This window comes from Streptomyces sp. NPDC045021, from assembly GCF_056432645.1.
On the sequence record NZ_JBWKIQ010000006.1, the window covers coordinates 297,352 to 311,382 of the forward strand.

General features: G+C 71.8%; 13 protein-coding genes. 10 read left to right on the forward strand and 3 right to left on the reverse strand.

The window, feature by feature from the left end:
- The first annotated feature begins 34 nt into the window (after positions 1 to 34).
- Together sucC and sucD are read left to right on the forward strand one after the other, a co-directional pair.
- Complete coding sequence (gene sucC / locus AC07DC_RS20570) at positions 35 to 1,210, forward strand: ADP-forming succinate--CoA ligase subunit beta (RefSeq protein WP_478915818.1); 1,176 nt, start codon at positions 35 to 37, stop codon at positions 1,208 to 1,210.
- Positions 1,211 to 1,229: 19 nt separating this feature from the next.
- Positions 1,230 to 2,114 (forward strand): succinate--CoA ligase subunit alpha, encoded by an 885-nt coding sequence (gene sucD, locus AC07DC_RS20575; RefSeq protein WP_250977337.1) that lies wholly within the window; start codon positions 1,230 to 1,232, stop codon positions 2,112 to 2,114.
- A 100-nt stretch (positions 2,115 to 2,214) separates the two neighbouring features.
- Here the strand turns inward: sucD and AC07DC_RS20580 are convergent, their stop codons facing one another.
- Positions 2,215 to 3,132 carry a sigma factor-like helix-turn-helix DNA-binding protein gene (locus AC07DC_RS20580; protein WP_478915819.1) on the reverse strand — a complete coding sequence of 306 codons (918 nt, stop codon included), beginning with the start codon at positions 3,130 to 3,132 and terminating at the stop codon, positions 2,215 to 2,217.
- 773 nt (positions 3,133 to 3,905) lie between these two features.
- Between AC07DC_RS20580 and AC07DC_RS20585 the strand changes: the two genes are divergently transcribed.
- Entirely contained in the window at positions 3,906 to 5,408 is a 1,503-nt protein-coding gene (locus AC07DC_RS20585; RefSeq protein WP_478915984.1) for a cell division protein PerM, read from the forward strand.
- A 755-nt stretch (positions 5,409 to 6,163) separates the two neighbouring features.
- Here AC07DC_RS20585 and AC07DC_RS20590 read toward each other — a convergent pair.
- Entirely contained in the window at positions 6,164 to 6,880 is a 717-nt protein-coding gene (locus AC07DC_RS20590) for a hypothetical protein (RefSeq protein ID WP_478915820.1), read from the reverse strand.
- A 242-nt stretch (positions 6,881 to 7,122) separates the two neighbouring features.
- On the opposite strand from AC07DC_RS20590, the gene purN reads away from it, so the two are divergent.
- A complete protein-coding gene (gene purN / locus AC07DC_RS20595) occupies positions 7,123 to 7,746 on the forward strand; it encodes a phosphoribosylglycinamide formyltransferase (protein ID WP_478915821.1) in 624 nt (207 codons plus the stop codon).
- Positions 7,743 to 9,305 (forward strand): bifunctional phosphoribosylaminoimidazolecarboxamide formyltransferase/IMP cyclohydrolase, encoded by a 1,563-nt coding sequence (gene purH / locus AC07DC_RS20600; RefSeq protein WP_478915822.1) that lies wholly within the window; start codon positions 7,743 to 7,745, stop codon positions 9,303 to 9,305. The genes purN and purH overlap by 4 nt, the downstream gene beginning before the upstream one ends.
- Before the next feature lie 66 nt (positions 9,306 to 9,371).
- Here purH and AC07DC_RS20605 read toward each other — a convergent pair whose 3' ends face one another.
- Complete coding sequence (locus AC07DC_RS20605; protein ID WP_478915823.1) at positions 9,372 to 10,001, reverse strand: RDD family protein; 630 nt, start codon at positions 9,999 to 10,001, stop codon at positions 9,372 to 9,374.
- 206 nt (positions 10,002 to 10,207) lie between these two features.
- Between AC07DC_RS20605 and AC07DC_RS20610 the strand changes: the two genes are divergently transcribed.
- The 5 genes from AC07DC_RS20610 (at position 10,208) to AC07DC_RS20630 (ending at position 14,029) form a co-directional block, all read left to right on the forward strand.
- Positions 10,208 to 11,074: a bifunctional methylenetetrahydrofolate dehydrogenase/methenyltetrahydrofolate cyclohydrolase gene (locus tag AC07DC_RS20610; RefSeq protein ID WP_478915824.1), complete on the forward strand. Its 867-nt coding sequence runs from the start codon at positions 10,208 to 10,210 to the stop codon at positions 11,072 to 11,074.
- 16 nt (positions 11,075 to 11,090) lie between these two features.
- Positions 11,091 to 11,498, forward strand: a complete 408-nt coding sequence (locus AC07DC_RS20615; RefSeq protein WP_478915825.1) for a DUF3017 domain-containing protein — start codon at positions 11,091 to 11,093, stop codon at positions 11,496 to 11,498.
- Between the two features lie 171 nt (positions 11,499 to 11,669).
- Positions 11,670 to 12,659 carry a malate dehydrogenase gene (locus AC07DC_RS20620; RefSeq protein WP_478915826.1) on the forward strand — a complete coding sequence of 330 codons (990 nt, stop codon included), beginning with the start codon at positions 11,670 to 11,672 and terminating at the stop codon, positions 12,657 to 12,659.
- A 183-nt stretch (positions 12,660 to 12,842) separates the two neighbouring features.
- Positions 12,843 to 12,995 (forward strand): hypothetical protein, encoded by a 153-nt coding sequence (locus AC07DC_RS20625; protein ID WP_478915827.1) that lies wholly within the window; start codon positions 12,843 to 12,845, stop codon positions 12,993 to 12,995.
- Positions 12,992 to 14,029: a hypothetical protein gene (locus AC07DC_RS20630; RefSeq protein ID WP_478915828.1), complete on the forward strand. Its 1,038-nt coding sequence runs from the start codon at positions 12,992 to 12,994 to the stop codon at positions 14,027 to 14,029. Before AC07DC_RS20625 ends, AC07DC_RS20630 begins: the two co-directional genes overlap by 4 nt.
- Positions 14,030 to 14,031: the final 2 nt, after the last annotated feature.

Below are 14,031 nucleotides of genomic sequence, written 5' to 3' on the forward strand. Positions count from 1 at the left end.
GAAAACAAACCGCGATCACCAAGGACGGACGCGCGTGGACCTGTTCGAGTACCAGGCGAGGGATCTCTTCGCCAAGCACGGTGTACCGGTGCTGGCCGGTGAAGTCATCGAGACGCCCGAGGCGGCTCGTGAGGTGACCGAACGTCTGGGTGGCCGCGCGGTCGTCAAGGCGCAGGTCAAGGTCGGTGGCCGAGGCAAGGCCGGCGGCGTGAAGCTTGCCTCCGACCCGGATGACGCGGTCGCGAAGGCCGACGCAATCCTCGGCATGGACATCAAGGGCCACACGGTCCACAAGGTGATGCTTGCCGAGACCGCGGACATCGCGGAGGAGTACTACGTCTCCTTCCTGCTGGACCGCACCAACCGCACCTTCCTCGCCATGGCGTCCGTGGAGGGCGGCGTGGAGATCGAGATCGTCGCGGAGGAGAACCCGGACGCGCTGGCCAAGATTCCGGTCGACGCCAACGAGGGCTGCACCCCGGAGAAGGCCGCCGAGATCGTCGCCGCGGCCAAGTTCCCGGCCGAGATCGCCGACCAGGTGGCCGACGTTCTGCAGAAGCTGTGGACCGTCTTCATCAAGGAGGACGCCCTCCTCGTCGAGGTCAACCCGCTGATCAAGTCCGGCGACGGCAAGATCATCGCGCTCGACGGCAAGGTCTCGCTGGACGAGAACGCCGAGTTCCGCCAGCCGGACCACGCGGCCCTTGAGGACAAGGACGCCGCCAACCCGCTGGAGGCCGCGGCCAAGGCCAAGAACCTCAACTACGTCAAGCTCGACGGCGAGGTCGGCATCATCGGCAACGGCGCGGGTCTCGTCATGAGCACCCTGGACGTCGTCGCGTACGCCGGTGAGAAGCACGGCGGCGTGAAGCCCGCCAACTTCCTCGACATCGGTGGCGGCGCCTCCGCCGAGGTCATGGCGAACGGCCTGGAGATCATCCTCGGCGACCCGGACGTCAAGTCCGTCTTCGTCAACGTCTTCGGTGGCATCACCGCGTGCGACGAGGTCGCCAACGGCATCGTCCAGGCCCTGGAGCTGCTGCACTCGCGCGGCGAGGACGTCTCCAAGCCGCTGGTCGTGCGCCTCGACGGCAACAACGCGGAGCTGGGTCGCAAGATCCTGACCGACGCCAACCACCCGCTCGTGCAGCGTGTGGACACCATGGACGGCGCGGCCGACAAGGCCGCCGAGCTCGCGGCTGCGAAGTAAGGGACAAGGTCACCACACCATGGCTATTTTCCTGACCAAGGAAAGCAAGGTCATCGTCCAGGGGATGACCGGCGCCACGGGCATGAAGCACACCAAGCTCATGCTTGCCGACGGCACCAACATCGTTGGCGGCGTCAACCCGCGCAAGGCCGGCACCAGCGTCGACATCGACGGCACCGAGGTGCCCGTGTTCGGCTCCGTCGCCGAGGCGATCGAGAAGACCGGTGCCGATGTCACCGTCATCTTCGTGCCGCCGAAGTTCGCGAAGGACGCCGTCGTCGAGGCCATCGACGCCGAGATCGGCCTGGCCGTCGTGATCACCGAGGGCATCACGGTGCACGACTCCGCCTCGTTCTGGGCGCACGCCGGCGCCAAGGGCAACAAGACCCGCATCATCGGCCCGAACTGCCCCGGTCTCATCACCCCGGGTCAGTCCAACGCCGGCATCATCCCGGGCGACATCACGAAGCCGGGCCGCATCGGCCTGGTCTCGAAGTCCGGCACGCTCACGTACCAGATGATGTACGAGCTCCGTGACCTCGGCTTCTCGTCCGCCGTGGGCATCGGTGGCGACCCGATCATCGGCACCACGCACATCGACGCGCTGGCCGCGTTCGAGGCGGACGCCGACACCGACCTGATCGTCATGATCGGTGAGATCGGTGGCGACGCCGAGGAGCGGGCCGCGGACTACATCAAGGCCCACGTGACGAAGCCGGTCGTCGGCTACGTCGCGGGCTTCACCGCCCCCGAGGGCAAGACCATGGGCCACGCGGGCGCCATCGTCTCCGGTTCGTCGGGCACCGCCCAGGCGAAGAAGGAGGCCCTGGAGGCCGCAGGCGTCCAGGTCGGCAAGACCCCGTCGGAGACGGCTCGCCTGGCGCGCGCCATCCTCGCCGGCTGACGCTTGTCGGCTGACGGCCGGTAGGCCGTAACGCGCAACGACGCGGGCCCGTCCCCTTCGGGGGGCGGGCCCGCGTTTGCGTTGTGCGCCCCGGCTTGGCTCAGCGCTCTGGGGGCAAACGGGGTGCTGCTGGGTGGGGTTCGGCGGGTTTGACGGGCTTGGCCGTCTGCTTCGCGGGCTTGGTGGGCTTGGTGGGTTGCGCGGGCTTTACGGGCTTGGCGGACTTCGCTGGGGCCGGTCGGCCGATGCGGCCGGCCTCCGGCACGCCCTGCCCCGGCGTGGCGGCGGGCGGCGCGGTCACCGTCGTCGGCCGCGCGCGGTGCGGCAGTTCGCCGACGCGGTCGTACGTCACCACCAGCGCGGCGCCGGTCGCCCCGGCGATCAGCGCGGTCAGCGCCACCGCGGCCAGCGACCTGCGGTGCATGCCGCGCTCGCTCGCGCCGCGGATCTGGGCCGCAGGGGGCTGGGTCGAGGCCGGCCCCGTTCCCGTTCCTGTTCCCGGGGCGGGCTCGGCGAGGATCGCGCTCAGCCGCGCCGGGGCCCGGTCACCCAGCTCCGGGACCGCCGCGCTCAGCGCCGCCCGCGCCCGGGTGATCCGGCTTGCCGTCGTCACCGTGCTCGCCTCGCTCTCGGCGGCGGCCACGGGCAGATCGAGCCCGAGCCCGTCGTAGAGCACGAGCGCCTGCCGCTGCGCGGCGGGCAGCCGCAGTACCGCCGTCCGTACCGCGCTGTCCCGTTCGGCCCCGTGCGGCGCCCGCGCGGCGGCTCGTGGATGCGTACGGTGCCCCGGCACCCAGCGCTGCCACGGCGCGAGCGCGTACTCGTACGCCGCCGCCCGTACCCAGCCGACCGGATCCGGATCCGCCGCGACCTCCGGCCACCGCTGCCACGCCAGGTCGAACGCGCGACGCACCGCGTGCCAGGCGAAGCCGGGATTCCCGGTGAGCAGGTCCACCTGCCGCACGAGGCCGCTCACGCTGCGCGTGTACAGGCTGTCGAAGGCTGCCTCGGGCCACATGGCTGTGGTCTGTGCGGGTGCGGGTGCGGCGGGTGCCGTGGCCTGCGCGCGTGCTGCGGATGCCGCGGGTGCCGCGGGCCGTGCCTGCCGTGCGGGCGGTTGAGTCTGTGCGGGTGGCGGGGCCGGTGCGGCCGGCACCGGTGGTGGGGGCGGTGGCGGCGCGGGTTTCGGCGTCCGCGGTGGCGCCGGTGGTGGGGGCGGCGTCGGATCGCCGGCCACGACGGGGGTCGTCCGGGGGAGGGGCCTGGCACGCCGCTGCGGGGAGTTGGCGGGCTTGGGGGCGCGCTTGACGGCGACTTCGGGGCGCTCGGGGAGCGGCGCGATGGGCGCGGGTTCGGCCGGTGAAGCGGCGGGCCGGGCCGCACGGGTGACGAGGTGTGAGGGTTCCGGGACGTCAGGTGCGGTCGCGGGTGCGGGCGGGGGTGCCGGTTTGGGTTGGGGTTGGGGCTCGGGTTGGGCTTTGCGTTGGGGTTTCGGGTTGGGCTTGGGCGCCGCCGGTGCCCCGGCGCGCGTGCGGGCCCTGGCCCGTTTGGGACGTTCTTCGGCGGAGGTCTTCACCGTCTTCACGGCCTTCTTGGCGGTGGAGGCGTGCTTCGCCGCCTTCCGCGCCGTCACGTGCCCGACCTCACACAGCCGCTCCGACCGCCTTCGAATCCCCGTACGCACGATTGTGTGAAAAGACGCATAACGTCATATTGCGCGACACGACGGCCATTCGCGCGCTGCCCGGTCAAATCGGTGTGTTCTTGGCAGCATGGGTCGACGTGACCCAAATGACCGACCGCCTGCCCACCCTGCCCGAGCGTGCCGCGGACGCCCGCCGCGCGTCCGCGGCGGCCGCCGCGTTCGGTGGCGGGGTGGTCGCGGCCGGGCTCGGGCTCGGCGCCCTTGCCGTCACCGTCATGATCCTGTGGATCACCTCACCGTTTCCGGACAGCGGCCTCGACGGAGCCCTCCGTATCGCCGCGGACCTGTGGCTGTTGGCGCACGGCGCCGACCTCGTGAGGACGGACACGCTGTCCGGGCTACCCGCGCCGATCGGGGTGACGCCCCTGCTGCTCACCGCGCTGCCGGCGTGGCTGCTGTATCGGGCCGCATGGCATGCGGTTGCTTCTCTGGAGGGTGGCGACGACGGCGAGGGGAGTGGCGGCCCGGGGGACGATGGCGGTGCTGACGCCGGCCCCGTTCGGGTGGAGCTTCGGGTCGCGGCTGCCGCCGCGGGCTGGCTCGTCGCCGGATATCTGCTGGTCGGCGTCGGCGCCGTGCTCTACAGCTCCTACGGGCAGGTGCGCAGCGATCCGCTGAGCGCGCTGCTCCACCTGCCTGTCGTCGCCGCTCTCGCGGCGGGGGCCGGCGCGTGGTCCGGGTGCGGGCGACCTGCGGTCGCGCTTCCCCGGGCGGTACGCCGCCGGCTCGACGAACTCGCGCTGCCGCGCCGGCTGACGCTTCCGGAGGGCGGTCTGCTGGTCGCTCTGCGCGCCGCCGCGGCTTCCACCGCCGTGCTCGTCGGCGGCGGGGCGTTGCTCGGCGGGGCCTCGCTGGTCTGGCATGAACGATTGGTCGGACATTCGTTCGCGCAGCTCAGCGCTCCGCTTTCGGGGCGGTGTGCGGTGCTGCTGGTCGCTCTGGCGCTGGTGCCGAACATGGCTGTGTGGGGTGCGTCGTACGCGCTCGGGCCCGGGTTCGCGGTCGGCGCCGGCAGCGTTGTGGCTCCCGCCGGGGTGACCGGGCAGGTGGATCTGCCGAGCTTTCCGCTCCTGGCGGCGCTTCCGGCGCACGGCGCGTCGCCGCTGAACTGGGCGGTGCTGGCTCTTCCCGCTCTGGCGGGGGCTGCTGCCGCGTGGCTCGTGGGCGGCGCCGCCGCGGTCGGGTCCTGGCGCCCCGCCCGGACCGCACTGGTCGCGACCCTCGCCGCGTTCGGCTGCGGCGCGGCCACGGCCGTTCTGGCCTGCTGGTCCGCCGGTCCGATGGGCTCCGCCGTGCTGGCCGACTTCGGGCCGGCGTGGTGGGCGGCGGGGGGTGCGGCGCTGGGGTGGACGGTGGTGGTCGGGGTGGCGGGGGCGGTGGGGGTGCGGTGGTGGCATGTGCGGGTTCCGGCGGAGCGGGTTCCGGCGGAACCGGTGTCTTGGGGGGAGCGGTGGGGGGCGGTGCGGGGGGTTTTTCGGTGGCGGTCGAAGCCGGTGGCGGAGGTTGAGGTTGTGGGTGCGGCGGAGGGGCCAGGTGTTCCGCCGATGCCGACGGTTCCGCCGCTGGTGCCGCCGGCTCCGCCGGAGTGACCGGGTCGGTGCCCGGGTCCTCCGGGGTGGGGTTCGAAATCGACTATTTACGTGCCTGGCGGCCCACAAATAGCTCGGCAGCATTTCGAACCCCACCCCTCCGGCCCCGGTCCCCTCACGTCCAAGCCACCGGGGGGGTGGCGGGCGGGATTCCCTACCCGCCGGCCGCCAACACCGCTCCTCCGGCAGTCCCGCAGCCGCCGGCAGGCGTAAGGGCGGGCGTGGGGGCACCCCCATCCGAAGGCTGGGAGGTGGGGAGGTGGGTCAGCGCGCCGCAGGCGAAAAAGGGCGTCCGAGTGCCGACCTGGTCCCCGCCGCTAGGCGGCAATGACGGGTGGGCGGAAAGCTCGCCGCAGGCGTGATGGCGTTGCGGACGCTGGTGTGCCCGCGCCCCCGCCGGAGGCGGGGCGGCCCGCCGGAGGCGCAATGGGCTGCGGAGCCCGGCCCCTGCGTGCACTCCGCCGGTAGGCGAAAAGGGCGGGCGGGTGGGGGAAGGCTCGCCGCAGGCGTGATGGCGTGGCGGGCGCCCGTGTACCCGCACTCCCCCCGCCGGAGGCGGCGCGGCCCGCTGCAGGCGCAATGGGCTGCGGAGCCCGGCCCCCTGCGTGCACTCCGCCGGTAGGCGAAAAGGGCGGGTGGGTGGGGAAAGCCCGCCGCAGGCGTGACGGCGGCGCGGGCGCTCATATACCCGCGCTCCCGTCGGAGGCGGCGACGTACCCGCACAACCCCCGCCGGAAGCATGCCGCGCGGGAGGGTTACCTGTTGTCCAGGAAGGAGCGGACCGGTTTGGGGAGGAGGTCTCGGCAGGATTCGCTGGCCGGGGTCGTCAGGGCGTCGCGCTTGCAGGTGTAGTAGTCGTTGTAGACGAACTGGAGGGTGAAGCTGGCGGCGACGATGGCGAGGGCCACGCCGCTGGTGATGATGCCGCTCCAGGCCGCCGCCGCGAAGGAGCGCTGGGAGGCGGGGTTGGAGGGCGGGGCGGGGCGGGGGGCGCCGGACTCGGCGAGGGCCGCTGCCGCTTCGGCGCGGGCCGCGGCGCGGTCCTCCGGCTTCATGCGCAGAGCGCTGATGCCCCAGTAGAGGGCGAGCGCGCCGAGCAGCAGGCCGATCTCGGTCCAGCCGAGGATCGCGAAGATCAGGCCCCAGCCGCCGCAGACCAGCGCGTAGCGGGAGCGGCGCTGGGCGGGGTCGGTGGGGTCGAAGCGGGAGCCGGTGGGTGGCGGCGGGGTGTCGGGGCCGGTGGGGCGGTTGCCGAAGCCGTCCTGGCGGCCGGGCTGCTGGTTGCTCCACTGGCCGCCCCAGCCGGGCGGCGGGGGAGGCGGCGGGGTGCTGTCGCCGTCCTCGGGCGTGCCTTCGGGGCGCCGCGGCTGCCAAGGCTGTTCGGGGGCGCCTTCGGGCGGCGGGGCGAACGGGTTGTCCTGCTGATCGCCCTCGGGCGCTCGCAGCGCGATAGTGATCTGTCCGCTGCTCATGATTGGTAGCGCCATCCCCTTGCCGTCGACTCCTCATGTCGTATGCGTCACGCGCAGGGCGCGCGATTGCCGTTCCTCCGGCAGACGCTACCGTCCGCACGCTCCCCCGTCCCGTGGGGGGACCTTCGCGTGCCGGTATCGTTGCTGACGGTCGGCGGCCTCGTAGGGTTCCCTGAATCGTGCGGACCCCCTGGCTCATACGATCCTCCAAATCCGCACGGTCTCGAGAGAGAGCCCCGCCAGTGGCTGCGCAATCCCCGGCTCGTCTAGTCGTCCTCGTCTCCGGTTCCGGGACGAATCTGCAGGCGCTGCTCGACGTCATCGAGAGTGATCCCGGCTACGGGGCGCGGATCGTGGCGGTCGGTGCCGACCGTGCCGGCATCGCCGGTCTGGAGCGTGCGGAGCGGGCCGGGCTGCCGGTTTTCGTGGTGAAGGTGAAGGACTACGCCGACCGGGCGGCATGGGACCTCGCGCTCGCGGAGGCGACGGCGGAGCACCGGCCGGATCTGGTGGTCTCCGCCGGCTTCATGAAGATCGTGGGGAAGGAGTTCCTCGCGCGGTTCGGGGGACGGTTCGTCAATACGCATCCCGCGCTGCTGCCGAGCTTCCCCGGCGCCCACGGCGTCAGGGACGCGCTCGCGTACGGCGCGAAGGTGACGGGCTGCACCGTGCACTTCGTCGACGACGGCGTCGATACCGGCCCGATCATCGCCCAGGGGGTGGTGGCCATCGAGCCGGATGACACGGAGGAAGCGCTCCATGAGCGCATCAAGGAAGTCGAGCGAGGGCTGCTCGTCGACGTCGTGGGGCGGCTGGCTCGCGACGGGTATCGCATTGAGGGACGAAAGGTATTGATTCCGGCATGAGCGCCGAAGGTACGAAGCGGCCGATCCGCCGCGCGCTGGTGAGTGTGTACGACAAGACCGGGCTGGAGGAGCTGGCGCGCGGACTGCACGAGGCGGGCGTCGAACTGGTGTCGACCGGGTCGACCGCCGCGCGCATCGCCGCCGCCGGGGTGCCCGTCACGCCGGTCCAGGACGTCACCGGCTTCCCGGAGTGCCTGGACGGCCGGGTCAAGACCCTGCACCCCAAGCTGCACGCCGGAATCCTCGCGGACCTGCGTCTGGAGGACCATCAGCGGCAGCTGGCGGAGCTCGGCATCGAGCCGTTCGAGCTGGTCGTCGTGAATCTGTATCCGTTCAAGGAGACCGTCGCCTCGGGCGCGTCGCCCGACGAGTGCGTGGAGCAGATCGACATCGGCGGGCCGTCGATGGTCCGCGCCGCCGCCAAGAACCACCCCTCGGTCGCGGTCGTCACCAGCCCCGGGCACTACGCGGACGTCATCGCGGCCGTCAAGGACGGCGGGTTCGACCTCACGCAGCGCAAGCGGCTCGCCGCCGAGGCGTTCCAGCACACCGCCTCGTACGACATGGCGGTGGCGATCTGGTTCGCCGAGGGGTACGCGGCCGACGAGAGCCCGTTCCCGGACTTCACCGGCGTCGCCCTGACCCGGCAGCACGTGCTGCGCTACGGCGAGAACCCGCACCAGCCCGCCGCGCTCTACAGCGACGGCAGCGGCAAGGGTCTCGCGGGCGCCGAGCAGCTGCACGGCAAGGAGATGTCGTACAACAACTACACGGACACCGAGGCCGCGCGGCGGGCCGCGTACGACCACGCCGAGCCGTGCGTCGCGATCATCAAGCACGCCAACCCGTGCGGGATCGCGGTCGGCGGCGATGTCGCCGAGGCGCACCGCAAGGCGCACGCCTGCGACCCGCTGTCGGCGTTCGGCGGTGTGATCGCGGTCAACCGCCCGGTGAGCGTGGAGCTCGCCGAGCAGGTCGCGGAGATCTTCACCGAGGTCATCGTCGCCCCGGCGTACGAGGACGGCGCCGTCGAGGTGCTGGCCCGCAAGAAGAACATCCGGGTGCTGCGCTACGCGGACGCGCCGATCGGCTCGGGCGAGTACCGGCCGATCGAGGGCGGCGCGCTGGTCCAGGTCAAGGACCTGCTGCAGGCCGACGGCGACGACCCGGCGAACTGGACGCTGGCGACCGGTGAGGCGCTGGACGCCGCCGAGCTGGCGGACCTGGCCTTCGCCTGGCGCGCCTGCCGCGCCGTGAAGTCCAACGCGATCCTGCTCGCCAAGGGCGGCGCCAGCGTCGGCGTCGGCATGGGGCAGGTCAACCGGGTGGACTCGGCGAAGCTCGCGGTGGAGCGGGCCGGCGAGGAGCGGGCGCAGGGTTCGTACGCGGCCTCCGACGCCTTCTTCCCGTTCCCCGACGGGCTGGAGATCCTGCTGGCGGCGGGCGTCAAGGCCGTGGTCCAGCCGGGCGGTTCGGTCCGTGACGAGCTGGTCGTCGAGGCGGCGAAGAAGGCCGGCGTGACGATGTACCTCACCGGGACCCGGCACTTCTTCCACTGACACCGGCCGGAACCGGCCAGGGCGCAACGCGGCCCGCACCCCGAGGGGGTGCGGGCCGTCGCCGGTCTACGGGCGCTTCACCACGACCGTGTGCATGATCTTGTCGGCGAAGGTCTGGTTCTTCTCGTCCCACAGCGGCCACAGGTAGCCGATGTAGCAGGCCATCCCGTCGAGGGCGTGGCACAGCCGGCGCACGAACGCCATCCCGAAGCCCAGCACCTGGCCGTCGGCCTCGCGCAGCAGGTGGATGCCGGCGATCTTCTTGCCCGGGGTCTGTCCGGTGGAGCCTTCCCGGTAGCAGAGCCACAGGGTGCCGGCGAGGCTCAGCATGCCGCCGATGGCGATCAGCGCGAGGGAGCTGCCCGGCATGGGAGGGACGGGGCACGTCTGGCTGTTGGACGCGTCGCACGCGTCGACCGCGTCGATGAACACCTTGAGGAACTTGATGTAGCCGACGGCGAGCAGGATGGTCGGCACCAGGCCGACGATCAGGAAGTCCAGCAGCGTCGCGCCGACGCGGGCGCCCCAGCTCGCCAGCGGCGGCATCCCCGGCGGCAGGCCGCCCTGCGGGTACCCGTACTGACCCTGGTTCTGCTGCGGGAAGGGCTGCTGCTGCGGGTAGCCGTACCCCTGCGGGGACTGGGGCGGCTGTTGCGGCTGGTCGTACGGATTGTTCGGGCCGGGCGGATAGCTCACGTGCGGTTTCCTCCGAGCGGGGACGTGGAGCGTGGGGACGCAGGGGCACATCGTCGTGCTCCCGGAGGCAGCAGCGCAAGGCGCGCGGGGCAGGGGGACCGGTGACGGAGTCAAGATCGCGTCAAGCCACTGCCACGAGCGGGGATCAGGTAACGATCGGTGGCCCGGATTCGTCGGAGGGACCACCCATCCGGAAAGATGGGGCCATGACCGCCCAGATTCTCGATGGCAAGGCCACCGCAGCCGCGATCAAGTCCGATCTCACGTCCCGCGTGGCGTCGCTCAAGGCCCGGGGCATCGTGCCCGGTCTTGGCACCCTGCTGGTCGGCGAGGATCCGGGCAGCAAATGGTATGTCGCGGGCAAGCACCGCGACTGCGCGCAGGTCGGCATCGGCTCGATCCAGCGCGAACTGCCCGACACCGCCACCCAGGAGGAGATCGAGGCGGTCGTCAGGGAGCTGAACGCGAACCCGGAGTGCACCGGCTACATCGTCCAGCTCCCGCTGCCCAAGGGCATCGACACCAACCGGGTCCTGGAGCTGATGGACCCGGAGAAGGACGCCGACGGTCTGCACCCGATGAGCCTGGGCCGCCTGGTGCTCAACGAGACCGGCCCGCTGCCGTGCACCCCGAACGGCATCGTCCAGCTGCTGCGCCACCACAAGGTGGAGATCAACGGCGCGCATGTCGTCGTCGTCGGCCGCGGGATCACCGTCGGCCGCTCGATCGGCCTGCTGCTGACCCGCCGCAGCGAGAACGCCACCGTGACGCTGTGCCACACCGGCACCCGCGACCTGGGCGGGCTGCTGCGCCAGGCGGACATCATCGTGGCGGCGGCGGGCGTCGGGCACCTGGTCAAGCCGGAGGACGTCAAGCCCGGCGCGGCCGTGCTCGACGTCGGTGTCAGCCGGGACGGCGAGGGCAAGATCGTCGGCGATGTCGACCCGGGCGTGGCCGAGGTCGCCGCCTGGATCTCCCCGAACCCCGGTGGTGTCGGCCCGATGACCCGCGCGCTGCTGCTGGCCAACGTCGTGGAGGCTGCCGAGCGCGCGGCAGCGGGCCATGGCGGCTGAGCCGGAGCCCGGAGACATGGCCGCCGAGGCTGCCGCCTCCCGGCCGCACCGGTACGCGCTGTGGACCCGTACCACCGCCCGCCCCGAGGGCGGCGGCCGGGCGGCGGGCCGGGACGCGTCCGCGCCGGCCCGGCAGTGGCCGATCCTGGTGGTGCTCGGCGGGGTCGTGCTCGGCCTGGTGCTGACGGCGGCCGACCACTTCCGGGCGGGAACGGTGATGGTCGGCGCGGCGCTGCTGGTGGGCGGTGCGATGCGGTTCACGCTGCCGTCGGTCGGCATGCTGGCCGTGCGCAGCCGGTTCACCGACGTGATCACGTACCTGGTGCTCGGTACCGCCATCGTGCTGCTGGCGCTGATGGCGCAGCCGGATCCGATCCTGGACGTCCCGTTCCTGGAGGACATCATCCGATTCTCGGTGCGCTGAGCGGCGAATCCCGCGAAGCGGTGACCGGGGCCACACCCCGGCGGGTCAACTGCCCCGCCGCGGCGCGATAGCCTGGCGGCGGGTCTCTTGATGCCGAGAGACCCACGTTCCGGGGCTAGGGACGCTGCCGGGGCGGCCAGATTTCCCGCAGGAAAAGGCCAGGAGAAGGCAATGACTCGCACCCCCGTCAACGTCACCGTCACCGGAGCGGCGGGCCAGATCGGCTACGCGCTGCTCTTCCGCATCGCCTCGGGCCATCTGCTCGGCTCGGACGTGCCGGTGAACCTCCGCCTCCTGGAGATCCCGCAGGGTCTCAAGGCCGCCGAGGGCACCGCCATGGAGCTCGACGACTGCGCGTTCCCGCTGCTGCGCGGCATCGAGATCACCGACGACCCGAACGTCGCCTTCGCCGGTGCGAACGTCGCGCTGCTCGTCGGCGCCCGCCCGCGCACCGCCGGTATGGAGCGCGGTGACCTGCTCTCCGCCAACGGCGGCATCTTCAAGCCGCAGGGCAAGGCGATCAACGACAACGCCGCGGACGACATCAAGGTCCTCGTTGTCGGCAACCCGGCCAACACCAACGCGCTCATCGCGCAGGCCGCGGCCCCGGACGTGCCGGCCGAGCGCTTCACCGCGATGACCCGCCTGGACCACAACCGGGCGCTCTCGCAGCTGGCGAAGAAGACCGGCACCACGGTCTCCGACATCAAGCGCCTGACGATCTGGGGCAACCACTCGGCGACCCAGTACCCGGACATCTTCCACGCCGAGGTCTCCGGCAAGAACGCCGCCGAGGTCGTCAACGACGAGCAGTGGCTCGCCGATACCTTCATCCCGACCGTCGCCAAGCGCGGCGCCGCGATCATCGAGGCCCGTGGCGCCTCCTCGGCCGCCTCGGCCGCGAACGCCGCGATCGACCACGTGCACACCTGGGTCAACGGCACCGCGACCGGCGACTGGACCTCGATGGGTATCGTCTCCGACGGTTCCTACGGGGTTCCGGCCGGTCTGATCTCGTCCTTCCCGGTCACCACCAAGGACGGCGCCTTCGAGATCGTCCAGGGCCTGGACATCAACGAGTTCTCCCGCACCCGCATCGACGCTTCGGTGAAGGAGCTCGAGGAGGAGCGCGACGCGGTCCGCGCCCTCGGCCTCATCTGAGTCGAGCGCTCAGCACGCCACGACGGCCCGCCGCCGGTCCCCTGGGATCGGCGGCGGGCCGTTGCGTTGTACAGGAACATGACCCGGGAACCGTCCGGACCCCGCCCGCTTCCTTTATCCTGAGATCTCCGAATTACGTTCAACTCGTGCTGTTCAGGCATGAGTTCGACGATCTGGGGGCGAATGTCTGTTCCCGTGCACCACGACTCGCGCACGGAGGCCACCCGCCTTCTGTGCGCCGGTGTCCACCTCGACATCGACTTCCTGCCGCTGCTGGCCAGGACGGCGGACGACGGTCTCGACGAGACTGCTCGGATGAGGAGGCGGCCGACATGAGCCATTGGGACGCGGACCGGCAGCAGTGGGTGCGGGGCCCGCAGGCCGGACAGACACCGGAAGAGCCCTGGGACCTCACGCCGGAACCACCGGCGGTACCGCCCCGGCCGGAGTACGAGCCGACGGCGTACGAGCTGACGGCGTACGAGCCGCCGCAGTACGAGCCGCCGCAGTACGAGCCACCGACGTACGAGCCGCCGGTCTTCGATCCGGGTGCCTACGTACCGCCGTCGCACGAAGAGACGCGCTACGAACCGTTCCACGGTCCCTCGTACGGTCCACCACCCGGCCCGCCGCCGGGACCGCCGAACGGACCGCCGCAGGGCTGGTCGCACGCCGCCGTGCTGACGGCCGTCGTCGCGTCGGTGGTGCTCGTCGCCGGGCTCGGGTTCGGCGGTTGGGTGCTGCTGCGCCACCACGACGGGAACAAGGATGCCCAGCCCGGGTCGAGTTCGACACCCTTCGAGCAGCCGTCGAGCGACAGCACGACGGACGACACCACCGATACGGGCACGCCCACGGACTCGCCCAGCGACTCGCCCTCGGACAGCCCCAGCACTACGGAACAGAGCACGCCGCCGCCCGGCTTCGTCCGGACGTCCGACCCGGCCGGCTTCACCCTGGACGTTCCCCACGGCCGGCAGCGCAGTACGGAGGGCGACAGCGTCTTCTACAAGACGGCCGACGGCACCAGCCTGATCCAGGTGTTCGCGCTGCGGGGTCCCGAGACGACGCCGTACGAGTCCCTGGTGGCGACGGAGAAGACGGTGTCGCAGAACCCCGGCTACCACCAGGTCCGGCTGGAGCAGCTCGGCTCCGGCGCGGGCGACGCCGCCGAACTCGAATACACCTACGTCCGCACCGACGGCACCGTCCGGCACGTCGTCGTCCAGGCCTTCACCGACCCCAGCACCGTCCAGTACGCGCTGCTGGTGGCCGGCCCGGACAGCGACTGGACGGCGCACCAGGAGATCTTTCGGGACCTGCTGTCGTCGTTCTGCACGACCGGCCACTGCCCGTCCGACAGCGGCTGATC